At 60.4% G+C, this 24406-nt stretch carries 26 protein-coding genes; 12 read left to right on the top strand and 14 right to left on the bottom strand.

Features of this window, described 5'->3' with window-relative positions; all coding sequences use genetic code 11:
• Positions 1-94: 94 nt before the first annotated feature.
• A complete protein-coding gene (locus FGF54_RS07465) occupies positions 95-652 on the bottom strand; it encodes a PAS domain-containing protein (protein ID WP_003523401.1) in 558 nt (185 codons plus the stop codon).
• 354 nt (positions 653-1006) lie between these two features.
• Between FGF54_RS07465 and FGF54_RS07460 the strand changes: the two genes are divergently transcribed.
• Positions 1007-1744 carry a rhomboid family intramembrane serine protease gene (locus FGF54_RS07460; protein WP_142779336.1) on the top strand — a complete coding sequence of 246 codons (738 nt, stop codon included), beginning with the start codon at positions 1007-1009 and terminating at the stop codon, positions 1742-1744.
• Between the two features lie 154 nt (positions 1745-1898).
• Positions 1899-2333 (top strand): CBS domain-containing protein, encoded by a 435-nt coding sequence (locus tag FGF54_RS07455; RefSeq protein WP_065655148.1) that lies wholly within the window; start codon positions 1899-1901, stop codon positions 2331-2333.
• 52 nt (positions 2334-2385) lie between these two features.
• Here the strand turns inward: FGF54_RS07455 and FGF54_RS07450 are convergent, their stop codons facing one another.
• The 4 genes from FGF54_RS07450 to folE all read right to left on the bottom strand — a co-directional run bounded on the left by FGF54_RS07450 (position 2386) and on the right by folE (position 5011).
• Positions 2386-2715, bottom strand: a complete 330-nt coding sequence (locus FGF54_RS07450; RefSeq protein ID WP_142779335.1) for a hypothetical protein — start codon at positions 2713-2715, stop codon at positions 2386-2388.
• A gap of 54 nt (positions 2716-2769) precedes the next feature.
• Complete coding sequence (locus FGF54_RS07445; protein ID WP_142779334.1) at positions 2770-3711, bottom strand: patatin-like phospholipase family protein; 942 nt, start codon at positions 3709-3711, stop codon at positions 2770-2772.
• A gap of 94 nt (positions 3712-3805) precedes the next feature.
• Complete coding sequence (gene hisI, locus FGF54_RS07440; RefSeq protein WP_142779333.1) at positions 3806-4258, bottom strand: phosphoribosyl-AMP cyclohydrolase; 453 nt, start codon at positions 4256-4258, stop codon at positions 3806-3808.
• 126 nt (positions 4259-4384) lie between these two features.
• Positions 4385-5011, bottom strand: coding sequence for a GTP cyclohydrolase I FolE (gene folE, locus FGF54_RS07435; protein WP_003495569.1), 627 nt, complete (start codon positions 5009-5011; stop codon positions 4385-4387).
• 282 nt (positions 5012-5293) lie between these two features.
• Here folE and FGF54_RS07430 point away from each other — a divergent pair, with 282 nt between their 5' ends.
• The 4 genes from FGF54_RS07430 to thrS all read left to right on the top strand — a co-directional run bounded on the left by FGF54_RS07430 (position 5294) and on the right by thrS (position 8753).
• Positions 5294-5740, top strand: coding sequence for an iron-sulfur cluster assembly scaffold protein (locus FGF54_RS07430; protein ID WP_003523393.1), 447 nt, complete (start codon positions 5294-5296; stop codon positions 5738-5740).
• Positions 5741-5743: 3 nt separating this feature from the next.
• Complete coding sequence (gene yidD / locus FGF54_RS07425; RefSeq protein WP_003523392.1) at positions 5744-6103, top strand: membrane protein insertion efficiency factor YidD; 360 nt, start codon at positions 5744-5746, stop codon at positions 6101-6103.
• Positions 6100-6624, top strand: coding sequence for a DUF1697 domain-containing protein (locus FGF54_RS07420; RefSeq protein WP_142779332.1), 525 nt, complete (start codon positions 6100-6102; stop codon positions 6622-6624). Before yidD ends, FGF54_RS07420 begins: the two co-directional genes overlap by 4 nt.
• A 125-nt stretch (positions 6625-6749) precedes the next feature.
• Positions 6750-8753 carry a threonine--tRNA ligase gene (gene thrS, locus FGF54_RS07415; RefSeq protein WP_142779331.1) on the top strand — a complete coding sequence of 668 codons (2004 nt, stop codon included), beginning with the start codon at positions 6750-6752 and terminating at the stop codon, positions 8751-8753.
• 240 nt (positions 8754-8993) lie between these two features.
• On the opposite strand, the gene FGF54_RS07410 is transcribed toward thrS, so the two are convergent.
• The gene (locus FGF54_RS07410) at positions 8994-9974 is read right to left on the bottom strand and encodes a hypothetical protein (RefSeq protein ID WP_080851763.1); all 981 of its coding nucleotides are present in this window, start codon (positions 9972-9974) and stop codon (positions 8994-8996) included.
• Positions 9975-10084: 110 nt separating this feature from the next.
• Between FGF54_RS07410 and FGF54_RS07405 the strand changes: the two genes are divergently transcribed.
• From FGF54_RS07405 to FGF54_RS07395, 3 genes are all read left to right on the top strand, one after another.
• Complete coding sequence (locus FGF54_RS07405; protein ID WP_059760236.1) at positions 10085-10666, top strand: nitroreductase; 582 nt, start codon at positions 10085-10087, stop codon at positions 10664-10666.
• On the top strand, positions 10666-11283 hold the full coding sequence (locus tag FGF54_RS07400) for a flavin reductase family protein (RefSeq protein ID WP_065655140.1): 618 nt from the start codon (positions 10666-10668) through the stop codon (positions 11281-11283). The genes FGF54_RS07405 and FGF54_RS07400 overlap by 1 nt, the downstream gene beginning before the upstream one ends.
• 69 nt (positions 11284-11352) lie before the next feature.
• Positions 11353-12543: a DUF2336 domain-containing protein gene (locus tag FGF54_RS07395; RefSeq protein ID WP_142779330.1), complete on the top strand. Its 1191-nt coding sequence runs from the start codon at positions 11353-11355 to the stop codon at positions 12541-12543.
• A 167-nt stretch (positions 12544-12710) separates the two neighbouring features.
• Here FGF54_RS07395 and FGF54_RS07385 read toward each other — a convergent pair whose 3' ends face one another.
• Positions 12711-13130: a hypothetical protein gene (locus tag FGF54_RS07385; protein ID WP_142779328.1), complete on the bottom strand. Its 420-nt coding sequence runs from the start codon at positions 13128-13130 to the stop codon at positions 12711-12713.
• Between the two features lie 106 nt (positions 13131-13236).
• Between FGF54_RS07385 and FGF54_RS07380 the strand changes: the two genes are divergently transcribed.
• On the top strand, positions 13237-13692 hold the full coding sequence (locus FGF54_RS07380; protein WP_020808948.1) for a GNAT family N-acetyltransferase: 456 nt from the start codon (positions 13237-13239) through the stop codon (positions 13690-13692).
• Between the two features lie 181 nt (positions 13693-13873).
• Here FGF54_RS07380 and FGF54_RS07375 read toward each other — a convergent pair whose 3' ends face one another.
• Complete coding sequence (locus FGF54_RS07375) at positions 13874-15112, bottom strand: AI-2E family transporter (protein ID WP_065656017.1); 1239 nt, start codon at positions 15110-15112, stop codon at positions 13874-13876.
• Positions 15113-15341: 229 nt separating this feature from the next.
• Between FGF54_RS07375 and FGF54_RS07370 the strand changes: the two genes are divergently transcribed.
• Positions 15342-17075, top strand: a complete 1734-nt coding sequence (locus FGF54_RS07370; RefSeq protein ID WP_142779327.1) for an ABC transporter ATP-binding protein — start codon at positions 15342-15344, stop codon at positions 17073-17075.
• A 24-nt stretch (positions 17076-17099) separates the two neighbouring features.
• Here FGF54_RS07370 and FGF54_RS07365 read toward each other — a convergent pair whose 3' ends face one another.
• Both FGF54_RS07365 and FGF54_RS07360 read right to left on the bottom strand, forming a co-directional pair.
• Positions 17100-17327, bottom strand: a complete 228-nt coding sequence (locus FGF54_RS07365; RefSeq protein WP_003523379.1) for a hypothetical protein — start codon at positions 17325-17327, stop codon at positions 17100-17102.
• Positions 17328-17461: 134 nt separating this feature from the next.
• Complete coding sequence (locus FGF54_RS07360) at positions 17462-17827, bottom strand: VOC family protein (protein WP_142779326.1); 366 nt, start codon at positions 17825-17827, stop codon at positions 17462-17464.
• A 320-nt stretch (positions 17828-18147) separates the two neighbouring features.
• Between FGF54_RS07360 and FGF54_RS07355 the strand changes: the two genes are divergently transcribed.
• Positions 18148-19473 carry an Nramp family divalent metal transporter gene (locus tag FGF54_RS07355; RefSeq protein ID WP_142779325.1) on the top strand — a complete coding sequence of 442 codons (1326 nt, stop codon included), beginning with the start codon at positions 18148-18150 and terminating at the stop codon, positions 19471-19473.
• A 6-nt stretch (positions 19474-19479) separates the two neighbouring features.
• Here FGF54_RS07355 and FGF54_RS07350 read toward each other — a convergent pair whose 3' ends face one another.
• From FGF54_RS07350 to FGF54_RS27720, 4 genes are all read right to left on the bottom strand, one after another.
• Positions 19480-19812, bottom strand: a complete 333-nt coding sequence (locus FGF54_RS07350) for a DNA-binding transcriptional regulator (protein ID WP_020808952.1) — start codon at positions 19810-19812, stop codon at positions 19480-19482.
• Complete coding sequence (locus FGF54_RS07345) at positions 19802-20080, bottom strand: BrnT family toxin (protein ID WP_142779324.1); 279 nt, start codon at positions 20078-20080, stop codon at positions 19802-19804. The genes FGF54_RS07350 and FGF54_RS07345 overlap by 11 nt, the downstream gene beginning before the upstream one ends.
• Positions 20081-20194: 114 nt before the next feature.
• Positions 20195-24013: a vitamin B12-dependent ribonucleotide reductase gene (locus FGF54_RS07340; protein ID WP_142779323.1), complete on the bottom strand. Its 3819-nt coding sequence runs from the start codon at positions 24011-24013 to the stop codon at positions 20195-20197.
• Complete coding sequence (locus tag FGF54_RS27720) at positions 24003-24134, bottom strand: hypothetical protein (protein WP_256366669.1); 132 nt, start codon at positions 24132-24134, stop codon at positions 24003-24005. The genes FGF54_RS07340 and FGF54_RS27720 overlap by 11 nt, the downstream gene beginning before the upstream one ends.
• Positions 24135-24406: the final 272 nt, after the last annotated feature.

Genomic DNA, 24406 nt, shown 5'->3' with positions numbered 1-24406 from the left:
ATCGGCAATATCGTTACAGTTCTGACGTATTTTTTTGAGATTCCGGTGCTGCCGGACCTCTCCTGGAGGGGCGGGGAGCGTTGGAACAGGTCCGTCAGCAGCTTTCGGCGCGCGGTGTATCCTCGGCCCCTTTGTTTACCGGATACGCTGCCGGCGCGATGTCCAGGCGCAGCAGGCGGCTGCTTTGCATGGACAGGCACTGGATGGGCGCGGCGAATTCGTGTCGCGGCCGCTCCGCAAGCAGCGCTCCGAGCAGCCTTGGGGCGGCGTCGGGATCGGTGCGCAGCGGCAGGAGAAGCATTTCGAATGCCAGCGGTGCCGCGCCATAGCTGTCCTCTGCCTCGACATCGAAGACCACGGGCAACTGGTGGTGCAGGATGCCGCGCGCGACTCGGCAGGGGAAAACGGCATTTGCCGGCTGCCATAATTCCGAAAACGGGCGATCCCGCAATTCCCGGCCGAACAGATCGCAAAGACGAGTACCGGCAAGGCGGAAGAACGGGGTGTTCTCTCCCTTGTCCGTGAGGATAAAAAGATCGCCAAGGTGATGTTTCAGCTTTGCGGGATCGATGTCCTCGCGTCGCGGGGCCGATCGCTTGCCGCGCAGTTCATCCCAATAGGCATATATGTCCAGTCCGGCCATGCTCTTCATAGCATCTCTCCATGTTCGTTTTTGGGACATCATGTCCATCCGAACGTCTGTATCTGGAGGTGTAGCGATTTTCGTGCCAAGTGGATTTATTAAGGTTAACAAAGGGTTGATGTTGAATGGCGGCGGCGGTCGTGGCATCGAAGCGGCCATGTCGGGGAACGCTCCGTCAGCACAATTCGATGGCGTCGCCTGTTATTTTAAGGCGAGCCCGCAAGCCGGACCGCCCGCGGCCCGGCGCCCTTGCCGATTGCGGTTTGGGCGTCGACCGCTTCGAAGGCGGGACGGCTTTTTTTTCGTTCGGGCTTCCTATATTGCTCGGGGAACGCAAAATTCGACCAAGACAGGGATGGGATCATGTCCTACGGGGACGGCGAACAGCCGCCGGTTTCGGAAACACCGGAGCCGAAAGACGACACGAACAATCCCGTCTTCAACCTGCCATCGCTGCTGGTGGGCATCCTGGCCGCGCTGATCGTCGCTTATGTGGTTCCCGCCTATCTTCTGTCGGAGGAAGGCAATGGCTGGTTCATCTTCACCTTCGGCTTCATTCCGCTGCGTTATGCGGTGCCGTTTTCCCAGCAGGGGCTGGAATGGCTCTGGACGCCGGTGACCTATTCTTTCCTGCATGGCGGCATCGAGCACATTCTCTTTAACGGATTGTGGCTGATGGCCTTCGGCGCGCCGGTTCTGCGCCGGATCGGAACAGTGCGCTTCGTGCTGTTATGGTGCATTTCCGCCGCCGTTTCCGCCTTCGGCCATGCGGCGCTGAACTGGGGCGATGTGACCGTGCTGATCGGGGCGTCGGGTGTCGTTTCGGCGTTGATGGGGGCGGCCTGCCGCTTCGCTTTCCCTGCGCGCGGTGGATATAGCGCCTCCTTCGGGCATCTGATGCCGCGGCAGAGCATTCTTGGGGCGCTTTCCAGCCGCACCGTGCTGATCTTCACGCTGATGTGGCTGTTCGGCAATGTGCTGATTGCGGTCGGCGTGCCGCTGTTCGGCGATGTCGGCGGTGAAATCGCCTGGGATGCGCACGTCTTCGGCTTTCTGCTCGGCTTCCTGTTCTTCGGGCTTTTCGATCGACGACTGGCCTGAGCCGATCACGCTCCTTGTCGGCCGTGGCGCAAATTTGCTTTCGCGCGTCCCATCCGGGATTGCATTCATGCGGACCTCAGCGCACGATATCCCATGATTTGCAACCGCCGGGGGAGACCGCGGCGCTGCGTATCGCTGAAAAGAGGAGGAAGGCATGCCAACATTCGTAAAGGATCTTCTCGACCGCAAGGGCCGGGACGTCGTGACTGTCAATCCTGAGGTCAGCATCGGTGAGGCGGCGGGAACGCTGCACGCGCATAAGATCGGTTCCGTCGTCGTGACCGACGCCGATGGCGTCGTTCTCGGCATCTTCACCGAGCGCGATCTCGTAAAGGCCGTGGCGGGCCAGGGTGCCGCTTCCCTCCAGCAATCCGTGTCGGTGGCCATGACCAAGAATGTCATCCGCTGTCATCACAATTCCACCACCGATGAGCTGATGGAAATCATGACGGGCGGGCGCTTCAGGCATGTGCCGGTTGAAGAGAACGGCCGCCTTGCCGGCATCATTTCCATCGGTGACGTGGTGAAGGCGCGGATTGGCGAGATCGAAGCCGAAGCGGAGCACATCAAGGCCTATATTGCCGGATGATCTTGCGTCCCGGCGTCAGACAGCTGGAAAAGCTTCAGTCTCGGGCCGGGACTCATACATCGCCTTCCGTCACGTATCGCCATTGAAGAAAGTCGGCTATTTTGGTGGATATGTCCACGTAGAAGTCTCGCTGAGGACAATCGGCGCAGACAATTTCAACCCGATTGAACTGTGAAATGAATTTGCCGCTGCTTGACCAGTTGCCATCGGCCGTTCCTTTCACAATGGTGATGTCAATCCAGGGCTGACCCTCCGCCGACGCAAAGCTGACATCGTTAGTCCGTTTGAGTTCAGGTTGTTCTTCCAGAAACCCGACCAATCGATTCGTGTCGCACAGTGTGTTTTCGTCGGTCGGGGGCAGGACTGAGATATACCAATACATGGTCTCACCACGGCTGGGCGTTTCATCTATCCGTTTCGTGCTTAAAGCAGGGCGCTAGCGCCGGAACGCCTGCTGCATGCGCTCAAGCTCCGGAATGCGGGAGCGCGTTTCCTCATATCCCCGGTCGATGGCTTCGCTGGCGCGATGGAATTCCGAGAGGCCGATATCGTTGATGCGGGGGTGAAGCATGAGGTCGGGCGGATCGCCCGCCAGGCGCGAGCGTGAAATCCTGTCCTGAATGATGTTGAAAGCCTGCACCATGACGCCCGGCAGGCCGGGACGCGGCGGGCTTTCCACCGCCGGTGCGACGCCGCCATGCGATGGCGAGGCGGCGTGCTTGACCACGGCGGAGCGGCCGAAGAGGTCGTAATTCAGATTGACGGCGACGACCAGCGCCTGCTCATAGGCCCGGCAGACCGAAACCGGCACGGGGTTGACGAGCGCGCCGTCGATCAGGGTGCGGCCGTTGCACTGCACGGGTTCGAAAATGCCCGGCAGCGCATAGGAAGAGCGCAGCGCGGTGACGAGATCGCCCTGGTGAATCCAGACCTCGTGGCCGGTGCGCAGTTCCGTCGCGACCGCGATGAAGGGATGGTCGAGGTTTTCGACGCGCAGGCCTTCCAGATGTTCCTGCATGCGCTTGGTCAGCCGCATGCCGCCGAAGAGCCCGCCGCCGCCGATGGTAAGATCGAGCAGGCCGGCAATGCGGCGCATCGTCAGCGAGCGGGCGAATTCTTCCAGCTCATCGAGCTTGCCGGCGAGATAACAACCGCCGACTAGCGCCCCGATAGAGGTGCCGGCGATCATGCCGATCTTCACCCCGGCCTCATCCAGCGCCCGCAGGACGCCGATATGGGCCCAGCCGCGGGCAGCCCCGCCGCCAAGGGCGAGCGCTATCCGGTGTTTGTCGACGATCTGGGTGACGGGCGGCTCATTGCCGGTGGCTTCGGGATTTCCAGCCGCAAGTTGATTGTGACGATTTCCCCATCCCAACATGACCGCACTCCCTGCCAGTTCCGTCAGGCTCCGTCCTATCCCCGGAACCCGCTATATTGGTAGCAAATTGGTGCGGCCGATGGAAGGTGGCCGTTCAAGTTGCGGAATAGGTGGTCGCCGGATCGAAATGGCGGGTATCGTCGGTGATCTTCGTCACCGCCTGGCCGTCGGAGAGTTCGACCGTGCGATAAAAACAGGAGCGGCGACCGGTGTGGCAGGTCGCGTCATGGCCGGCGACGGAGACCTTCAGCCACACGGCGTCCTGATCGCAATCGGTGCGGAATTCCTTCACCGTCTGCAGATTGCCCGACGTTTCGCCCTTCTTCCAGATATTGTCGCGCGAACGGCTGTAGTAGTGGGCGATGCCGGTCTCCAGCGTCAGCGACAGGGCTTCCGCATTCATATGGGCGACCATCAGCAACTCGCCGTCACGCGCATCGGTGACAACGGCGGTGACGAGGCCGTGCGCATCGAATTTCGGCGAAAAAAGACCTGCGTTTTCGAGCACTTCCTTATCCGCAGGGGCGGATGGAAAGGGAATGGACATGGTAACCCCGGAAAATCAACTGGCGGAACGATGGGAGCGGCGGATAAACGGATCTGCTTCCGCCACTCTGAATTTTCTTGCGCATCGGATTTTCCGAAAACCGCGTTACGGCCTTCGGTCCGGCGCTTAGCGGTTCCGCACCATGGTCATGAAGCGCACCTGTTCGGCCGGATCGTTCTTGAACGTGCCGGTGAAGCTGGTGGTCAGTGTCGTCGACCCCTGCTTGTTTACGCCGCGCATGGACATGCACATATGTTCGGCGTCGATCATGACGGCCACGCCGCGCGGCTTCAGCGTTTCCTCGATGGATCTGGCGATCTGCGCGGTCATGTTTTCCTGCGTCTGCAGGCGGCGGCCGAAGATTTCGACGACGCGGGCGATCTTCGACAGGCCGAGCACGCGGCCCGCCGGAAGATAGGCGACATGCGCCTTGCCGACGATCGGCACCATATGGTGTTCGCAATGGGAGAAGAAGGGGATGTCGCGCACCAGCACCACATCGTCATAACCGCCGACTTCCTCGAAGGTCGTGCCGAGCACGTCCTGAACGTTCAGCTCATAACCGGCAAAAAGCTCGCGATAGGCCTTGGCGACGCGCTTCGGCGTATCCAGAAGTCCTTCGCGGGCGGGATTTTCTCCTGCCCAGCGCAGAAGAACGCGCACTGCTTCTTCCGCTTCGGCCTGGCTTGGGCGAGCTTCTGCCACGTCGGGTTTTGCGCCAGCGCCGGGGAAATTCTTCACGATCGCATCCATTCCGTCTCTCCCGATGCGGGTAAAGGCCGCACCTGAATTCGTTTTTCATCGCGAACTCTTGTTCGCAGTTGCTGCTATCTGGTTGTTTTACAGCATTTTGGCAAGACCGATGCTGTTATTTCGGTATCGGAGCCGTTAATTTCATCACGGCTTGATGTCCAGAAAGCTCGTTAGCATATAATGAGAATGGAGGGCAGGAAAGCTTCACTGCGACAAACGCTGTGTTTGAAAAATTTGACCTGTCCTGTTTTTGGGCAATCTCGAGCGCGCCGGGCACCGACGATGGACGATATCTACAATAATCGCATTCTGGATTTTGCCGGGAATATTCCGCTCATCGGCGTTCTTGAGGATGCCGACGCCAGCGCCGAGAAACACTCCCGGCTGTGCGGCTCCAAGCTCAAGGTCTATCTGAAGGTCGAAGGCGGCATCGTGACGGCGTTTTCGCATGAGGTTCGCGCCTGCGCGCTCGGCCAGGCCTCCGCCTCCATCATGGCGCACCACATCATCGGGGCTTCCAGCGGCGAAATCCGGCAGGCGCGGGAAGACATGCTCGCCATGCTGAAACAGGACGGTGAGGGGCCGACGGGTCGTTTCGAGGATATGCGGGTGCTTCAGCCCGTCCGCGATTTCAAGGCCCGCCATGCCTCCACCATGCTGACCTTCGAAGCGGTGGTCGATGCGCTCGACCAGATCGAAGGGCGGCCGGCTCTCAACGCCGCGGGTTAGGCGATGTGCGGCGAACCGGGCTGCCGGCACCAGCAGACGGCGGAAAAAGCGGGCCGATCCCGCAACTGGACGGGCAGCTTCGCCAAGACGCCGGGGCGGCTTCTGGGCGTCGGTTTCATCCGGCTTTATCAGCTGACGCTTTCCGGCTTCATCGGAAATTCCTGCCGCCATATCCCCACCTGTTCCGAATATGGCTATGAAGCCATTGCCCGACACGGGCTGTGGGCCGGCGGATGGATGACGCTGTTTCGCGTCGCGCGCTGCGGGCCGGGCGGCACCAGCGGCCTGGACCCGGTGCCGGAAGTGCTCGATGGCCGCAGGCGCTGGTGGATGCCGTGGCGTTACTGGAGCCTGCATCGATGAATGACTATGTGGCGCTGCTGCACAGCATCGTGCTCGGCGCGGGCAAGCGGCTCGTCATGGCCGATCTGCGGGCAATGGCGGAAGAGCTGGGATTTGCCGAATGCAGAACGCTGGTCGCGACTGGAAATCTGGTTTTTCGCGCCGGGGCGGCACCTGTTCGTGAGATTGAGGACAGGCTGGAGCGCGCCTTCGAAGACCGCTTCGGCAAACATGTCGATATTCTCGTTCGTTCGGGGAGCGACTGGCTAAAACTGGCGGCGGACAATCCCTTTGCCCAGGGCAATCCGCCGGATGTCTGCGTTCGGGTGATGCGCGCGCCGCTGGACAACGGCGTCCTTGAATTGCTGGAGAAATACCGTGAGAGGGAAAAGATCGCGCTTGCTGGCGGCGATCTATGGATCGATTTTTGCGGCAAGCCGAGCGAGAGCAGGCTGCTGTCCGTGCTGACCACCAAAAGGCTCGGTATCGGTACGACCCGCAACGCCAATACGGTCAATGGTCTCGCGCAAATGCTTCGCTGAGCGATCCTTCGCCTTTGACTGCAATGGCAAAAGTCTTTATCAGCCTGCCTGTCCGCTTGTCGCGGGCAAATCATTATTCCAACACCACCCGCATTCGTTGGCGGGACTGGACAGGAGATTAGACAATGTCTGAAGCTGTTTCCCTTACATTTCCCGATGGATCCGTGCGCAGCTACCCCGCCGGTACGACCGGCCGCGAGGTCGCCGAATCCATCTCCAAATCGCTCGCCAAGAAGGCTGTCGCCATTGCGCTTGACGGCACCGTGCGCGATTTGTCCGAGACCATCACCGATGGCAAAATCGAGATCGTCACGCGTGAAGACGGCCGTGCGCTGGAGCTCATCCGCCACGATGCCGCTCACGTCATGGCCGAAGCCGTGCAGGAGCTTTGGCCCGGCACGCAGGTGACGATCGGCCCGGTGATCGAGAACGGCTTCTATTACGACTTCGCCAAGAACGAACCTTTCACGCCGGAAGATCTGCCGAAGATCGAAAAGCGCATGAAGGAAATCATTCTGCGCAACAAGCCGTTTACCCGCGAGGTCTGGTCGCGCGAGAAGGCCAGGCAAGTCTTCGCCGCCAAGGGCGAGAACTACAAGGTCGAGCTGGTCGACGCCATTCCGGAAGGTCAGGACCTGAAGATCTATTATCAGGGTGACTGGTTCGATCTCTGCCGTGGTCCGCATATGGCCTCCACGGGGCAGATCGGCACGGCCTTCAAGCTGATGAAGGTGGCTGGCGCCTATTGGCGCGGTGACAGCAACAATGCGATGCTGTCGCGCATCTACGGCACCGCCTGGGCGACGCAGGAAGAGCTGGACAATTATCTGCATGTGCTGGCCGAAGCCGAAAAGCGCGACCACCGCCGCCTCGGCCGCGAAATGGACCTGTTCCATTTCCAGGAAGAAGGCCCGGGCGTCGTGTTCTGGCACGGCAAGGGCTGGCGCATGTTCCAGACGTTGACGGCCTATATGCGCCGCCGGCTCGCCAATACCTATCAGGAAGTCAATGCGCCGCAGGTTCTGGACAAGTCGCTGTGGGAAACCTCCGGTCACTGGGGCTGGTATCAGGAAAACATGTTCGCGGTGAAATCCGCCCATGCCTTCACCCATCCCGATGACGAGGAAGCCGATCAGCGCGTCTTCGCCTTGAAACCGATGAACTGCCCGGGTCACGTTCAGATCTTCAAGCATGGCTTGAAGTCTTACCGCGAAATGCCCGTCCGCCTTGCGGAATTCGGCACCGTGCATCGTTATGAGGCTTCGGGCGCTCTGCACGGCCTGATGCGCGTTCGCGGCTTCACGCAGGACGATGCGCATGTCTTCTGCACGGAAGAGCAGATGGCGGCGGAATGCCTGCGCATCAACGACCTGATCCTCTCGGTCTACGAGGATTTCGGTTTCAGCGAAGTCGTCGTCAAGCTCTCCACGCGTCCGGAAAAGCGCGTCGGCTCCGACGATCTGTGGGATCGCGCCGAAAGCGTGATGATGGATGTTCTGAAGACCATCGAGGAACAGTCCGAAGGCCGCATCAAGACCGGCATCCTGCCGGGCGAGGGCGCGTTCTACGGGCCGAAGTTCGAATATACGCTGAAGGACGCCATCGGCCGTGAATGGCAGTGCGGCACGACGCAGGTGGACTTCAACCTGCCGGAACGTTTCGGCGCCTTCTATATCGACCAGAACTCCGAAAAGACGCAGCCGGTGATGATCCATCGCGCCATCTGCGGCTCCATGGAGCGCTTCCTCGGCATCCTCATCGAGAACTTCGCCGGCCATATGCCGCTGTGGTTCGCGCCGCTTCAGGTGGTCGTCGCGACGATCACCTCGGATGCGGATGATTACGGCCGTGAGGTTGCCGAAGCGCTGCGCGAGGCTGGCATGGCGGTCGAGACCGATTTCCGCAACGAGAAGATCAACTACAAGATCCGCGAGCATTCGGTGACCAAGGTTCCGGTCATCATCGTCTGCGGCCGCAAGGAAGCGGAAGAGCGCACGGTCAACATCCGCCGTCTCGGTTCGCAGAACCAGACGCCGATGTCGCTGGAAGATGCGATTACGAGCCTTGTGGACGAGGCGACGCCGCCGGATGTGAAACGCAAGCTCGCGGCGAAGAAGCAGGTTGCCTGATAATACTTACGGCCCCTTCGGGGGCCGTTTTGTTTGTGGGGATGTGCTGGCAGAAGGCGGGGCATCCGCACTCCGTCACCCCGGACTAGATCCGGGGTCCAGTGCGATCAAGTCCTTGATCGCAAAAGACTCATTCCTCACGGCGCAGACGCGCCGTGGCTGGATGCCGGATCAAGTCCGGCATGACGGAGGAGAGGTTTTTGGGGCATGCCGCTGGCCTCGCGATTAGTTCAATCGAACCTACTCGAAATCCCCGGTCATATCTTCCGGCGCCTGATCCTTCATCAGGACTTCCACATCCGAATCCCGTCCTGACGTGACCTTGAAATTACGCTGGAAAACCTTGTCCTTGTTGCGGGCGATGGCGGTATATTCGCCTTCCGCCAACACCATGGTCGAAAAGGCGCTGACGCTTTCGTTCACCACGTCGCCGCCGCCGTTCAACACCGACCAGGCCGTATCGGCAATGGCTTCGCCGCCTTCTTCGGAGACGAGCTTGAGGGTGATCTGAGCGGCCTGATGCTGGAGCGTCGCTTCCGTCAGCTTGCCGGCTTCCACCTGGATGTCGGCGCGCACCACCGCATTGACGTTGCCATATTCGGAAACCACGTGATAGGTGCCGGCATTCAGGCGCACGATGGTGTTGGGCTTGATATCGGCCATGACGAGGCCGCGCTCGCCATCGGGGCGGGCGTCTGACGAATAGACGGAAAATTTGAGCTGGTTGCCGGAAATCTGCTTGTCGGAGCCCGCAACCGCATTCAGCACGAAGCCGCCGGCATCGAGAATCAGTACCTGTTTCTGCACATTGCCGGAGGTCGGGACATTGAGTTTCTTGGTGACGCCCGCACGGCCGAAGGCGACGTTGACGAAATATTCGCCCGGCACCAGATGGAATTCCGCCGAGCCGCCTTCCGAACTTGCCAGCATCGGCAACTTGCCGTCCGCGCCGGGAATGGGGCTGAAGACGCGCCAGGACAGGCCTTCCTTCACCGCTTCGCCTTCGCTGGTCAGCTTGGCTTCCATGCTGATATCGCGGGCGGTGCTTTCCGGGGCGTTGGGTGCGGAAGGGGCGGTGAAAGCGTTCAGCTTCGGCATTTTCGGCGTACCGCCGAGCTGCTTGAAGTCTTTGAAGGCGTCCTGTGAAAAAGCGGCTTGCGATAAAAGACCAAGCACGGCACATGCAATTGTCAGACGTGCCGCGATTTTGATTGCCGACATTTTCGATACCGATTGACTTCTTGATTTTCCCGGATCACTTCAAAACCAATGCCGTGGCTATTTCAAGGCCCATGTTTTTGCGATGACAGCAGAATGGAAGATTTTTGATCATGACAAATGATATCAAGCTCCTCGATTATCTCAAGGTTCGCCGTTCCACACCGGCCTTGCAACTTGCCGAGCCGGGGCCTTCGAAGGGGCAGATCGAGGACATCCTGCGCCTTGCCGTGCGTGTGCCTGACCATGGCAAGCTCGCCCCCTGGCGCTTCGTCGTCTATCGCGGCGAGGAGCGTGTGCGTCTCGGTGAGACGGCGCTGAGGATCGCGCTTGAAAAGAACCCGGAACTGGACCTGCAGCAGCAGGAAGCGGAACGCACGCGTTTCACCCGCGCGCCCGTCGTTATCGCCGTCATTAGCACCGCAAAGCCGCATTTCAAGATTCCGGAATGGGAACAGGTCATGTCCGCCGGTGCTGTGTGCCTCAACCTCATCTTCGCTGCCAATGCCAGCGGTTTTGCAGCGAACTGGCTGACCGAATGGTTTGCTTTCGATTCCGCATTTCTCGCGGAAATCGAGGTCGGCGCGGAAGAGAAGGTGGCCGGGTTCATTCATATCGGCTCGACGACATTCCCGCCGGTGGAGCGGCCGCGGCCGGAGCTTGCCGATGTCGTCACCTGGGTCGGGGATGTTTGATGTTCTACACCACGGACACCAACCAGCATGGCCTGCCGCATGATCCGTTCAAGGCCATCGTCGCACCGCGTCCGATCGGCTGGATCGGCTCGAAGGGCAGGGATGGTTCCCTCAACCTCTCGCCCTATTCCTTCTTCAATGCGATTTCAGACCGGCCAAAGCTTGTGATGTTCTCCTCCAGCGGCAGGAAGGACAGTCTGCGCAATGTCGAGGAAACCGGCGTCTTTACCGCCAATCTCGTCAGCCGCCATCTGGTGGACCGGATGAATGCGTCTTCGGCACCCGTCGGTTATGATGTCGATGAGTTCGCCCTTGCCGGCCTCACCGCCGTCGACGGGCGGGTGGTGGATGCGCCTTTCGTCGGCGAGGCACTGGCGGTTCTGGAGTGCCGCGTGACCCAGATACAGCAGCTTAAGGACGTTGACGGCCAGCCGGCGGATTCGTGGATGGTGATCGGACAGGTTATGGCGATCCATATCGATGAAACCATCATTCGCGACGGGCGCATCGATATGGGGCTGTCGCGACCCGTGGCGCGCATGGGCTATATGGATTACTGCGATGGCGGCAGTGATGTATTCCAGCTGCAGCGCCCCTCTACTGCGCCGTCAATATAGTCCTTGTTCGGCTACGGTTAATTTTTATGGTGAACCAAACGTAAACCATTTGCGCCTAGAGTTTTATACATGGTGGCGGCGATGATGCCGCCATCCATTGTTGCGAATGTTTTCGAGGCTCAGGTGATCGTACAGGCATTTCTTCGCTGGTCTGAAAAGGCTGGATCGACCGAGCGGGCGAAAGCCGCCAATGCTCTCGGCCGTGCCTATCTTCAGTCCGACATGGCGCGCGAGAACCGCGATGCCGCCTATATGGCGATGACCTATCTGCTCGACGATCCTTCGCCGCGTGTGCGACTGGCGCTTGCCGAAGCGCTGGCGGATGCCCATGACGCACCGCGCGCCATCCTCGTTTCACTCGCCGAAGACCAGCCGGAAATCGCCTGCACCGTCATTGCCCGCTCACCGGTTCTCGGCGAGGCCGATCTGGTCGATCTCGCCGGGCGTGGAGAAAGCCTGACGCGCGCGCTCATCGCCGCAAGGCCGGGCCTGCCGCGCGGTGTCTGCGCAGCGCTTGCCGAAGTCGGCGACCTGCCGGAAACCATCATCCTGCTCGAAAACGACGATGCTTTCATCACGCCGTTTTCGCTCAGGCGCATCGCCGAGCGCCATGGCTCGGACGCCGATATTCGCGACCTCCTGCTTCGCCGCGAGGCGCTGCCCGCCGATGCGCGTCACCTGTTGATGGGCCGCATCAGCGAAGCTCTGGCGGGTTCCGCGCTGGTTCACGCGATGATCGCGCAAAACCGCGCCGACAATCTTTTCCGCGAGGCGGAGGATTCCGCCACCATCCTCATCGCCGCCGGCGTTTCCGCGCCGGAACTGCCGGCGCTGGTGGAGCATCTGCGCCATCGGCTGGAACTGACGCCGGCGCTGCTGATCCACGCCGTCTGTTCGGGTCGGCTGGAATTCTTCACGGCGGCCATGGTCAATCTCTCCGGTCTCGATGACCGCAAGGTGCGCGCCATTCTGGCGACGGGGCGGCCGCATGCCTTGAAGGCGCTGTTCCAGTCGGTCGGTCTTTTCGGCGATGTTGTCGACGTCTTCATCGAGGCGACGCTGATGTGGCGCCGTGCCGCCCGCTCGCAGCTCTCTGATGTGGCGGCCTCCGTCTCGGCGGAACTGCTGGCCCATTTCCGTGACGTCAACGGTTCCGAAACGCTGTTCGAACTGCTGCATGCCGTGCGCAAGCTCGCCATCGCCGAAGAGCGGCAGAAGGCGCGGTATTATGCGGAAGCGCTGACGGTCGAGGCGGCGTGAGGCCCGGGTTTCCGCGGGTGCATCCTCTCACCCTCATTCCTGTGCTTGTCACAGGGATCCAGCCAGCCCAAGTCCTTGGGCTGAAAAGACTCCTTCCGCCGCGCGGACGCGCGTCGACTGGATTCCTGTGACAAGCACAGGAATGAGGGAAGATCGGTTCCCAGCAATCACTTATCGAACCGTTTGGCGATCCACGAATAGCTGTTTTCAACCATCCTCACCGGCGTTCCCAAAAGATGCTTTATGCCTTCGGTGGAAGGCAGGATACGGCTGACGCGGCTGATTGCCTGTCTGGTGAGGCTTTCCTCTTCCTTCGGCGTAACAGCCGCCGTTGCCTGCGGTGCAGTGGCCGGTGCCGAGGCGGGAGGTTGCGCGCCGGCCGTCTGCGGGGTCTGTTCGCCCGGTGTCTGGCATACGGCCACCACCACGGGGTAAGGCGCGTTGGCGTAACGCTCCAGCTCTTTTTCCGACACGGCGTCGCACAGTTCGATACTCGTCCAGCGCTGCTGCGAGGTGGCGAGGTAATGGCAATCGGTGGCGCTGTCGTCGCAGCCAAGGAAGGTCATGAGAACGAGGGCTGTTTTCATGGTGTCTGTTGCCTCTGTCGGGATTTATGCTCTAGAAACTCATCTATCCCGATTGCAGTGACATTACGACGAAATACGCATTTTTATAGAGAAGGCAGGCATCGCATTGGCCACCGAAATCAAGCTTGAAACACCCCGGCAGGATGCGGTTCTGCGCCTCATCGACCTTTCCAACGCCTATATGGCCTCGCTTTACCCCGCCGAGAGCAACCATCTGGTCGATATCGGTGCGCTCGAGCAGGACAATGTCTCGTTTTTCGTGGCCCGGCACGATGGCCGCGTCGTCGGCTGCGGCGCGCTGGTGGAGGCGGGGGACGGCACGGCGGAGGTGAAGCGCATGTTCGTCGATCCCGAGGCGCGGGGATTGCGGATCGGCAAGCTGATCATGGATACGCTTGTCGCGCGCGGCGCTGAGCTTGGCCTTTCCGCCATCCGTCTCGAAACCGGCATCAGCCAGCCGGAGGCGATCGGCCTTTACCGTAAGGCGGGGTTTGTGGAGATCGAGGCCTTTGCGCCTTATAAGCCGGATCCGCTCAGCCTGTTCATGGAGAAGGTGCTCTAAGCCTACGGCGCGAGTTTGCCGTATCCTGCACGTCATCCTCGGCCCTGCGCCGAGGATCTAATCACGTATCGTAGATCAATCGGTGGCAGATGCTCGGGACAGGCCCGAGCATGACGGATGCGCGGTTTAAGGACTATCTATAGGCACCAGCGTCGAGGCGTGTGCCCGTAGGCTTCACAAATCAAAACGCCGCTTTTCGAAACGCCGTCGTTTCTTCGCTATTGTCTTCGAGCGCGGCAACCTCATCAACGGCGTTTTCCTGCGTGGGCGGTGGGGGCGGAACCTCGGCGCTGGCGGCGGCGGAGATTTCCACCTCACGCACCCATTCGCGCCAGATCGCGACCAGGAGCGCCATCAGCACCGGGCCGATGAAGAGGCCGAGGAAGCCCATGGTCTTGACGCCGCCGACGAGGCCGAAAAAGGTGGGCAGGAAGGGCAGCTTGATCGGGCCGCCGACGAGTTTCGGGCGAATGGTCTTGTCGACGATGAAGAGTTCCACCGAACCCCAGACGAACAGCGCCAGCCCGTGGGCGGGCGAGCCGCTGGCGACCAGATAGATCGACACCAGCGTAAAGGAGAGCGGCGCACCGCCCGGAATGAGCGCCATGACGCCGGTGAGCACGCCGAGCGTGACGGGCGAGGGTACGCCGGCGATCCAGTAAGCGATGCCGAGGATGATGCCTTCGCCGATGGCGATCAACGTCATGCCTGTGACGGTGGAGCTGATGGTGGCGGGCACGACGCGGGAAATGCGTTCCCACCGCGTCGGCAGGATGCGTTCGCCGACCAGATCGACCTGTCGGGTGAAGCCCGCGCCGTTACGGTAGACGAAGAACAGCGCGATCAGCATGAACAGCAGGGTCAGCACCAGGTGGAACGCGCCGTTGCCGGCGGCGAGGATCGCCCGGTAGATATTGCCGATATTAGCGCCGCTGACGAGCTGGATAAGTTCGCCGATGGCGCCCGGCGTGCCGATATATTTCACCCATTGTTCGCCGAGCCAGGGGCCGACGGCGGGCAGGGCGGCGATCCAGTCCGGCACGGGGGCGCCCGTCTTGTTGACATGCACCGCCCAGCCGAACCATTCGCGGATTTCGCTTGCCGTATAGGAGGCGGCGATGAAAATCGGCACCACGAGGAAGGCGAGGATGAGGATGATGGCGATGGTGGCGCCGAGCGTGGTGTTGCCGCCCACCTGCCGCAGAAGCCGGGTATAAACCGGCCAGCTGGCGAAACCGATGACGAGAGCGGCGAGAACGGGGACAAGAAAGCCGTGGAAGAAATAAATGCCGGCAAGGGCGACGAGAACGAGAAGCCAGCGCGCAGCCGAGATGGGCGGGATCAGGGCGATCCGCGTCGGGCTGGCGGGACCAAGCCATCTCGGTTCGCCACTGGGCTTACGGCTGTCAATGTTACTCACGGCAGGCTCTTTCTCGCATTCTCCCCGAAGGGTGCATTCACTCTGTCACACCGATACATATAAGTGCAATATAATCGGATCACATTACCGTTGTGTGTTTATTGCTGAACCTATTGAACGATTTTGGTAAAAATAGAACATCGGTCTTGGCGCGCGCATCGAAATATGAGAATTGAACTCCGTTTTTCTTGCGGCGTAAGGTTGCCGCGCCCGATCTCCAGGTCATGCCATGCTCCGCCGTTTCTTCGCCTATTATCGCCCCTATCGCGGTCTGTTCATTCTCGATTTTTCCTGCGCGGTGTTGTCGGGCGTGCTCGAACTCGGTTTTCCGATGGCGGTGAAGGCCTTTGTGGATGTGCTGCTGCCGGGCGGTGAATGGGCCATCATCCTTGCCGCCTCCGTGGGGCTGCTGGTAATCTATGTGCTGAATACCGGGCTGATGGCGACAGTCACCTATTGGGGGCACATGCTCGGCATCAATATCGAGACCGACATGCGGCGTCTGGCCTTCGATCATCTGCAGAAGCTCTCCTTCCGTTATTTCGACAACCAGAAGACCGGCCATCTGGTCGGGCGGCTGACCAAGGATCTGGAAGAGATCGGCGAGGTGGCCCACCACGGCCCGGAAGACCTGTTCATCGCCATCATGACCTTCATCGGCGCTTTCCTCTTGATGCTTTCGGTCAATGTGCCGCTGGCGCTCATCACCGCCGCCGTCGTGCCCGTTACCGCCTGGGTGACCAGCCGTTACGGCGGCCGCATGACGCAGAATTTTCGCGCGCTTTACGGCCGGGTAGGGGATTTCAACGCCCGTATCGAAGAAAATGTCGGCGGCATGCGGGTCGTGCAGGCCTTCGCCAATGAGGATCACGAGCGGGCGCTGTTCGAGAAGGACAATCAGAAATACCGCCGCACCAAGCTCGACGCCTACAAGATCATGGCGGCCAGCACCTCGCTCAGCTATATGAGCATGCGCCTGACGCAGATGATCGTAATGATCTGCGGCGCCTGGTTCGTGCTGACGGACAGCCTGACCGAAGGCGGTTTCGTCGGCTTCCTGCTGCTGGTGGGCGTGTTTTTCCGTCCGGTGGAAAAGATCAATTCGGTCATCGAGACCTATCCGAAGGGCATTGCCGGTTTCCGCCGCTTCACCGAACTGCTGGACACCGCGCCCGATATCGTCGATGCGCCGGATGCGGTGGAAGCGCCGCTGCTGCGCGGCAATATTGAATATCGCCATGTCGGTTTCGGTTATGCCGAGGGCAAGACGGTTCTTACCAATATCGACCTGAAGATCAGCGCCGGCGAGACGGTGGCCTTTGTCGGTCCTTCGGGGGCGGGCAAGACGACGCTCTGCTCGCTTTTGCCGCGTTTTTACGACGTCACCAGCGGCGCGATCACCATTGACGGCATCGATATCCGCAAGATGAAGCTTGCTTCGCTGCGCAACCAGATCGGCATCGTGCAGCAGGATGTCTTCCTGTTCGGCGGCACGATCCGCGAAAATATAGAATATGGCCGGCTCGGCGCTTCGGATGCGGACATCATGGATGCGGCGCGGCGCGCCCGTCTCGATGGCGTCATCGAAGCCATGCCGCTCGGGCTCGATACCGTCATCGGCGAGCGCGGCGTCAAGCTGTCCGGCGGCCAGAAACAGCGTCTCGCCATTGCCCGCATGTTCCTGAAGAACCCGCCGATCCTCATTCTCGATGAGGCGACCTCGGCGCTCGACACGGAAACCGAACGCGCCATCCAGCAATCGCTGACGGAGCTTGCCAAAGGCCGCACCACGCTCGTCATCGCCCACCGGCTGGCGACGATCCGCGACGCCTCGCGCATCGTGGTGGTGGACCAGACCGGCATTGCCGAAACCGGCGCCCATGCCGAACTCCTGGCCGCCAAGGGCCATTACAGCCGGTTGCACGAGGCGCAGTTCAGCGGGCATCTTGCAGGCCTGAGCTGATAAGCGGCGCGTTGGCGCCGCAACCTATCCGCCGTTTTCGGCTGCCTGTTCCTCCACGATGCCGGGGTTGGGCTCCGGCTTGCCGGGATGGCTGGTGACAAGATAACCCATGGCGACCGCGGCGGCGACGATGAACAGCAGCACGATGCCGCTGATCGTCATCAGCCAGTCGCGCGGCTTTCTGTGCGCCATGATGTATTTCGGCCATCGGCTCGGATGGTTCACCAGGCTGAATTTGTGGCCCTGTCGCATGAACTTTCCCGAATATCGTTGCTTCGTGAAAGATAAACGCAGGCATGCGCGCGGCTGTTCCCGGATGGCGGGGCAGGGGCGATGACAAGGCCGTGAGGCCCGTCGCCCTGACCGGCCGCAGGGAGCGCTTTTTATCAGGCGGATTGAACCGCGATACGATTTCCCTCGCTATCGGAAATTTCGGCGACAAAGAGGTTTTCATTGACCGGGGTCTTTGGAAACAGAAGCTCGCTGCCATTGGCGAGAGCTTTGGCGAGGACATCGTCAATGTCCTTGACGCCCAGATAGATGATTGCCCCGTCCTGCGTGGGAACGTAAGCCTCGCCCTGGGCAAGCGCGCCGCTGGCCCCATCCTTTCCCTCCTCGAAGGGGAAAAAGGCCATTTTGTTGTCGTGGATTGTCACAACCTCTCCGAAGTCCACATCGAAAACCGCGCTATAGAAACGGATCGCTCTCTCAAGATCGATGACCGGAATTTCGACATGGGTAATGAGATTCACGGCAAATCCTCCTGAAACATTCGCTGAAAGTCTATCGGGCGTGTGTGTGCATATCACGACATCCCGTGTGCCTGCGGCGGAGCCGATAAGGCCATGCGGCGGCTGGAAAGTCAGCCGCTTTCGTGCGGCATACACGGTTTTGAACGGGTTAATATCTTGCCGGTTCGACGCGCCATGCACTGCATTCCCGCTTGCCGGCCAGCGATGGCCAATTTGCCGCACCGTCACGCAGCCATAAAAGCCCGCTTGTCAGCCGGGAGTCTTTATGCGAATGATTTGCAATTGCACCAATTCAACCTCCCAATTCGAAAGTTCGGAAAATGGACAAGCCAGTCTTTGGATGGCGACGGAACGGCGACGATCTCTCGTTGTCCGACGTTCACAGCTCGATCCGGGTCAAACCGAATGCCGGCACGTTTCGCCGGGCGATGGCCTTTTTCGGTCCCGGCTATCTCGTTGCGGTCGGTTACATGGATCCCGGAAACTGGGCGACGTCGCTCGCCGGCGGCTCCAGATTCGGCTACACGCTGCTCACCGTCGCGCTGGTCTCGAACATCATGGCGATCGTGCTGCAATCGCTCTGCGCCCGTCTTGCGATTGCCTCCGGCCGCGATCTCGCCCAGGCCTGTCGCGATGCCTATCCGAAACCCGTGGCGATGGTGCTGTGGCTGCTGGCCGAAATCGCCATCATCGCCACCGATATCGCCGAGGTGATCGGCACGGCCATCGGCCTCAACCTCATTTTCGGCATTCCGCTCGAACTTGGCGTTCTCATCACCGCGCTCGATGTATTCCTGATCCTTTATCTGCAAAAGCTCGGCTTCCGCTGGGTGGAGGCGCTGGTCATCACCCTGCTTGGCGTCATCGCCGTGTGTTTCGCCATTCAGGTGGCGCTCGCCGACCCCGACTGGGGGCAGGTGATTCTCGGTTTCGCGCCGACGACGGAGATCGTCACCAATCCGGACATGCTGTATCTGGCGCTCGGCATTCTCGGCGCCACCGTCATGCCGCATAATCTCTATCTGCATTCGGGCATCGTGCAGACCCGCGAAATCGGTGAGACGATTGCCGAAAAACGCGAGGCGCTGAAATTCGCGACGCTCGATTCCACCATCGCGCTGATGTTCGCGCTCCTCATCAACGCCTCGATCCTCATTCTGGCGGCAGCGACCTTCAACAAGGCGGGGCAGACGACCGTTGCCGAACTCGGCGAAGCCCATAATCTGCTGGCACCGCTGCTCGGCCTTGCCATTGCGCCGACGCTGTTCGGCGTGGCGCTCCTCTGCTGCGGCATCAATTCCACCGTCACGGCAACGCTTGCCGGCCAGATCGTGATGGAAGGTTTCCTCAAGATGCGGCTCGCCCCCTGGCTACGCCGCCTCATCACCCGCGCCATCGCCATCGTCCCCGCCGCCAGCGTCACCATCTTCTATGGCGATAGCGGCACGGCGGAACTGCTGATCCTGACGCAGGTGGTGCTCAGCCTGCAACTCTCCTTCGCCGTTTTCCCGCTCGTGATGTTCACCGCCGATAAGGCCAAGATGGGCGAGCTGCGCTCACCGCTCTGGCTCTCGGCCTTCGCCTGGCTGATCGCGGTGGTGATTGCGGTGCTGAATGTGAAGTTGCTGGTGGATTTTATGGGCTAAGGTGGGTCAGGCCGCGCCTTTACGAAGGGCGGCCGCCGTTCCCTCCGGATCGACGGCGATGACCTTTAGATAGGCGCGGGCCGGTTGATCCGGCTCGCTTCGACCCTGTTCCCAATCACGCAAGGTGCCGAGCGGAATATGATAACGCACGGAAAACTCTTCCTGCGTCAGCTTCAGAGCCCGGCGGATGATCTTGATGCGGGGCATTCTGGGCGCTGCGGCGAGCTGTTCGGCGGAAAGCGGTAGATTATCAGGGTCGGCCAGCGCATTGGCCTCTGCTTCCTCGTCGGTCATGGCGTGAAGACGGACCCAGTCGGTTTGATCGGTTTTACCAGCCATTGTCGTCATATTCCTTGCGCTCTGCGCGTGTCGCCTTTCGTGCGGAGATGATGCGGATCGTTTCGCTTCGTTCGGTATAGATCACGGCCAGAACCAATCCGTTGCCCAACCCCACTATACGCCGTCGGACTTCACCGTAATTCGCTGAACGATCCTCGATATCCACGGCAAACGGATCGTCAAAAACCCTGCGGGCGGTTTCAAAACTGACGCCATGTTTGGCGAGATTGGCTGACGCCTTATGCGCATTCCATTCGAAATATAACATTCTGAACTACGGGTTTCCAGTAGTTGCAATAAATAAAACATCAAAACAATAAGGGCTCTTTCATATCTGAAAGAGCCCTCAAGACTAATCATTTTTTGGTGCCTAAGCTAACGCTTAGCTGCACCCACTCGTAGCCCCACAAGTATCGCACTTCTCGCAAGTGCCGTTCCGCACCATCGTGAAGTTCTGGCATTCCGAGCACATGTTGCCGGTATAGCCTTGAGCAATCGAGCGCATGCGGCGTTCGTTTTCCACCTTCTTGGCTTCCGTCTTGGCCGATGCCGCGTCGGCGGCGGCCTTGTCGGAGAAGAGGGCGGTTGCCGTCTGCTGGGCTTCCTGGACGACGTCGTCGATCACTTCCTCGGCGATTTCTTCGGCCAGTTCCCTGGCGCGCTCTTCATAGTCCCGCTTGAAGGAGACGATTTCTGAGGTCGCGATGGAGACGGTCGGTTCCAGCTTGCGGGCGGCGGAGCCGGCAAAGGAGGTGACGTTGGCTGAAGCGCGGGCAGGGGCTGCCGTTGCCGAACCCTTCGGCTCGGAAGACGAACGTTCGCCGCCATTGCTGGAAACCAGCGTCGGCTTGTAACCGCGGGTCCAGCCGGTGGAAACGAGGTTGGTCTTGCCTTCCTGGATACCCTTGCCGAGCGCCGTGTTGGAGAAGTCCGACGTATCGACGTGGGCCAGATCGTGGCGGCCGAGATAGGAGACGGCGAGTTCGCGGAACACGTAGTCGAGGATCGACGTAGCGTTCTTGATCGCGTCGTTGCCCTGCACCATGCCGGCCGGTTCGAACTTGGTGAAGGTGAAGGCCTCCACATATTCTTCCAGCGGCACGCCATATTGCAGGCCGAGCGAAATGGCGATGGCGAAGTTGTTCATCATCGCACGGAAGGCAGCACCTTCCTTGTGCATGTCGATGAAGATTTCGCCGATGCGGCCATCGCCGAATTCGCCGGTGCGCAGATAGACCTTGTGACCGCCGACGGTTGCCTTCTGGGTGTAACCCTGACGGCGGTTCGGCAGCTTTTCACGCTCGCGCGAGACGCGCTCGATGACGCGTTCGACGATCTTTTCGGTGATCGTCACGGCCTGCTGTGCAGCCGGCTGCTGGATCAGCTCTTCGATCAGGTCTTCTTCGTCCTCATCTTCCACCAGCGAAGCGTTGAGCGGCTGGGAAAGCTTGGAACCATCGCGGTAAAGGGCGTTTGCCTTCAGCGCCAGCTTCCAGGAGAGCATGTAGGCTGCGCCGCAATCCTCAACCGTCGCATCGTTCGGCATGTTGATCGTCTTGGAGATCGCACCCGAGATGAAGGGCTGTGCCGCCGCCATCATGCGGATATGGGATTCGACCGAGAGATAACGCTTGCCGATCTTGCCGCAGGGGTTGGCGCAATCGAAGACCGGCAGATGCTCGGCCTTCAGGAACGGTGCGCCTTCCAGTGTCATCGCGCCGCAGACGTGAACGTTTGCCGCTTCGATGTCCTTCTTGCCGAAGCCGAGGTGCTCGAGCAGGTTGAAGCTCATGTCGGAGAGCTGCTCGTCGGAAACTTTCAGCGTTTCCTTGAGGAAGTCGGCGCCGAGCGTCCACTGGTTGAAGACGAACTTGATGTCGAAGGCGCTCTTCAGCGCGCCATTGACGGCTTCGATCTTCTCATCGGTGAAGCCCTTGGCCTTCAGCGTGGAAGGGTTGATGCCGGGCGCCTGGTTGAGGTTGCCGTGGCCGACGGCATAGGCTTCGATCTCGGCGATCTGGCTTTCGGAGTAACCGAGCGAACGCAGCGCATCCGGAACGGCGCGGTTGATGATCTTGAAGTAACCGCCGCCGGCGAGCTTCTTGAACTTCACCAGCGCGAAGTCGGGCTCGATGCCGGTCGTGTCGCAATCCATCACGAGGCCGATCGTGCCGGTCGGCGCGATAACCGTCGTCTGGGCGTTGCGGTAGCCGTGCTGTTCGCCGAGCGTCAGCGCCTTGTCCCAGGCGGCGACGGCATGGGCGATCAGATCCTGATCCGGGCAATCGCCATGGATGAGCGCGACCGGGTTGACCGACAGGCCTTCATAACCTTCCGACTGGCCGTGGGCAGCGCGGCGGTGGTTGCGGATGACGCGCAGCATGTTGTCGCGGTTCGGCGCAAAGCCCGGGAAGGGGCCAAGCTCGCCGGCCATTTCGGCCGAGGTGGCATAGGATACACCGGTCATGATGGCGGTGAGCGCACCGGCAATGGCGCGGCCTTCGGCGCTGTCATAGGGAATGCCCGAGGACATCAGGAGGCCGCCGATATTGGCGTAACCGAGGCCCAGCGTGCGGTACTCATAGGAAAGTTCGGCGATCTGGCGCGACGGGAACTGCGCCATCATGACGGACACTTCGAGCACGACGGTCCAGAGGCGAACGGCATGTTCGTAATCGGCGATATCGATACGCTTCGTCGCCTGATCCTTGAACTGCAAAAGGTTCAGCGAGGCGAGGTTGCAGGCCGTGTCGTCGAGGAACATATATTCCGAGCACGGGTTGGAGGCGCGGATGGGGCCGGCGGCCGGCGAAGTGTGCCAGTCGTTCATGGTGGTGTTGAAGTGCAGGCCGGGGTCTGCCGATGCCCAGGCGGCGTGGGAAATCTTTTCCCAGAGGTCGCGGGCCTTCAGCGTCTTCATGACCTTGCCGTCCTTGCGGGCGGTGAGGTTCCAGTCGCCATCATTTTCGACAGCGCGCAGGAAGTCGTCCTTCAGCGAGACGGAGTTATTGGAGTTCTGGCCGGAAACCGTCAGATAGGCTTCCGAATCCCAATCCGTGTCATAGGTCTTGAACTGGATGTCCTTGTAACCCTGTTCGGCGAACTGGATGACGCGCTTGACGTAGTTTTCCGGGACCATGTCCTTCTTGGCAGCGCGGATTTCGCGCTTCAGGGCAGGGTTCTTGGCCGGGTCGAAGCAATCGCCATTGTCGGCCTCGCAATTGACGCAGGCCTTCATGATCGCCTTCAGGTGCTTGGCGACGATCTTGGAGCCGGTCACGAGAGCGGCAACCTTCTGCTCCTCGTTCACCTTCCAGTCGATATAGGCTTCGATATCCGGATGGTCGGCATCGACAACGACCATCTTCGCTGCACGACGGGTCGTGCCGCCGGACTTGATGGCGCCGGCTGCACGGTCGCCGATCTTGAGGAAGCTCATCAGGCCGGAGGAGCGGCCGCCGCCGGAAAGCTTTTCGCCTTCGCCGCGCAGATAGGAGAAGTTGGAGCCGGTGCCGGAACCGTATTTGAACAGGCGCGCTTCACGCACCCACAGATCCATGATGCCGCCTTCATTGACGAGGTCGTCCTCAACGGACTGGATGAAGCAGGCATGCGGCTGCGGATGTTCGTAAGCGGACTTGGACTTGGTCAGCTTAGCCGTGAAGGGATCGACATAGAAGTGGCCCTGGCCGGGGCCATCGATGCCATAGGCCCAATGCAGGCCGGTGTTGAACCATTGCGGGCTGTTCGGCGCGACGCGCTGGGTGGCGAGCATATAGGCAAGCTCGTCGCGGAAGGCCAGCGCATCTTCTTCGGTGGAGAAATATTTGCCCTTCCAGCCCCAATAGGCCCAGGTGCCGGCCAGACGGTCGAAAACCTGACGCGCATCGGTCTCGGAGCCGAAACGTTCGGCTTCCGGCACATCCTTCAGCGCCCTTTCATCGGGCACGGAGCGCCACAGGAAGGAAGGAACGTCGTTTTCCTCAACCTTTTTCAGGAACTTCGGCACGCCGGCCTTGCGGAAATATTTCTGCGCCAGAACGTCGGTGGCAACCTGGCTGAACTGCGCGGGAACGTCGATATCCGCCAGACGGAACACGATCGATCCATCCGGGTTCTTGATTTCACTGACGGCCTTGCGGAAGTCGATCTCCGCATAAGGCGATTGGCCGGGCTTCGTGAAGCGGCGTTCAATGCGCATGGTTTCTGTCCTCGTCCATTGGGCGCCCGGTACAGGGCGCAAAAATCCGGTCCAGCCGTGCGATGCCTTCGCGCAGCCGGTTGTTGCCGATCTGAAAGGGATGTTCATCCTTGGATGTCATCCCTGTATCTCGTGGCTTATTCGGCTGCAAGCATGTCGTGGAATACTAAATATAGTATCAACAGCTTCCTGCCGCCAGTCCCCGCGTCATGTTTTTGGCGGTTCCGAAAAGGCGCGCAAAAGCCCGCGGCGAACCGCCCCCTCATGGCCGGGACGCCGCTTTGGACATGCGCGCTGAAGATGGAGAGGAACCGGCCTCGTTACTTTCCGGTCCGTTGCCGCCGCAACATAATTGTCACTTTCCTCTCGCGGCACAGATTCGTCAAGCCATAG

The sequence above is a fragment of the Agrobacterium sp. T29 genome, assembly GCF_006970545.1.
Classification (GTDB): domain Bacteria; phylum Pseudomonadota; class Alphaproteobacteria; order Rhizobiales; family Rhizobiaceae; genus Agrobacterium; species Agrobacterium leguminum.
The sequence above is the reverse complement of the archived record's forward strand: the minus strand, read 5'-3'. Positions and strand labels throughout refer to the sequence as shown.

Bases quoted from the DNA above. Each gene is read 5' to 3' on its own strand.
- FGF54_RS07340 (WP_142779323.1), bottom strand. From the start codon at position 24,013: ATGCGCATTGAACGCCGCTTCACGAAGCCCGGCCAATCGCCTTATGCG.
- FGF54_RS07355 (WP_142779325.1), top strand. From the start codon at position 18,148: ATGGACAAGCCAGTCTTTGGATGGCGACGGAACGGCGACGATCTCTCG.
- FGF54_RS07370 (WP_142779327.1), top strand. From the start codon at position 15,342: ATGCTCCGCCGTTTCTTCGCCTATTATCGCCCCTATCGCGGTCTGTTC.
- folE (WP_003495569.1), bottom strand. From the start codon at position 5,011: ATGGATGCGATCGTGAAGAATTTCCCCGGCGCTGGCGCAAAACCCGAC.
- FGF54_RS07350 (WP_020808952.1), bottom strand. From the start codon at position 19,812: ATGGCTGGTAAAACCGATCAAACCGACTGGGTCCGTCTTCACGCCATG.
- FGF54_RS27720 (WP_256366669.1), bottom strand. From the start codon at position 24,134: ATGACATCCAAGGATGAACATCCCTTTCAGATCGGCAACAACCGGCTG.
- FGF54_RS07410 (WP_080851763.1), bottom strand. From the start codon at position 9,974: ATGTCGGCAATCAAAATCGCGGCACGTCTGACAATTGCATGTGCCGTG.
- thrS (WP_142779331.1), top strand. From the start codon at position 6,750: ATGTCTGAAGCTGTTTCCCTTACATTTCCCGATGGATCCGTGCGCAGC.
- FGF54_RS07345 (WP_142779324.1), bottom strand. From the start codon at position 20,080: ATGTTATATTTCGAATGGAATGCGCATAAGGCGTCAGCCAATCTCGCC.
- FGF54_RS07455 (WP_065655148.1), top strand. From the start codon at position 1,899: ATGCCAACATTCGTAAAGGATCTTCTCGACCGCAAGGGCCGGGACGTC.
- FGF54_RS07405 (WP_059760236.1), top strand. From the start codon at position 10,085: ATGACAAATGATATCAAGCTCCTCGATTATCTCAAGGTTCGCCGTTCC.
- FGF54_RS07395 (WP_142779330.1), top strand. From the start codon at position 11,353: ATGGTGGCGGCGATGATGCCGCCATCCATTGTTGCGAATGTTTTCGAG.
- FGF54_RS07430 (WP_003523393.1), top strand. From the start codon at position 5,294: ATGGACGATATCTACAATAATCGCATTCTGGATTTTGCCGGGAATATT.
- yidD (WP_003523392.1), top strand. From the start codon at position 5,744: ATGTGCGGCGAACCGGGCTGCCGGCACCAGCAGACGGCGGAAAAAGCG.
- FGF54_RS07460 (WP_142779336.1), top strand. From the start codon at position 1,007: ATGTCCTACGGGGACGGCGAACAGCCGCCGGTTTCGGAAACACCGGAG.
- FGF54_RS07385 (WP_142779328.1), bottom strand. From the start codon at position 13,130: ATGAAAACAGCCCTCGTTCTCATGACCTTCCTTGGCTGCGACGACAGC.
- FGF54_RS07465 (WP_003523401.1), bottom strand. From the start codon at position 652: ATGAAGAGCATGGCCGGACTGGACATATATGCCTATTGGGATGAACTG.
- FGF54_RS07420 (WP_142779332.1), top strand. From the start codon at position 6,100: ATGAATGACTATGTGGCGCTGCTGCACAGCATCGTGCTCGGCGCGGGC.
- FGF54_RS07365 (WP_003523379.1), bottom strand. From the start codon at position 17,327: ATGCGACAGGGCCACAAATTCAGCCTGGTGAACCATCCGAGCCGATGG.
- FGF54_RS07450 (WP_142779335.1), bottom strand. From the start codon at position 2,715: ATGTATTGGTATATCTCAGTCCTGCCCCCGACCGACGAAAACACACTG.
- FGF54_RS07445 (WP_142779334.1), bottom strand. From the start codon at position 3,711: ATGTTGGGATGGGGAAATCGTCACAATCAACTTGCGGCTGGAAATCCC.
- FGF54_RS07400 (WP_065655140.1), top strand. From the start codon at position 10,666: ATGTTCTACACCACGGACACCAACCAGCATGGCCTGCCGCATGATCCG.
- hisI (WP_142779333.1), bottom strand. From the start codon at position 4,258: ATGTCCATTCCCTTTCCATCCGCCCCTGCGGATAAGGAAGTGCTCGAA.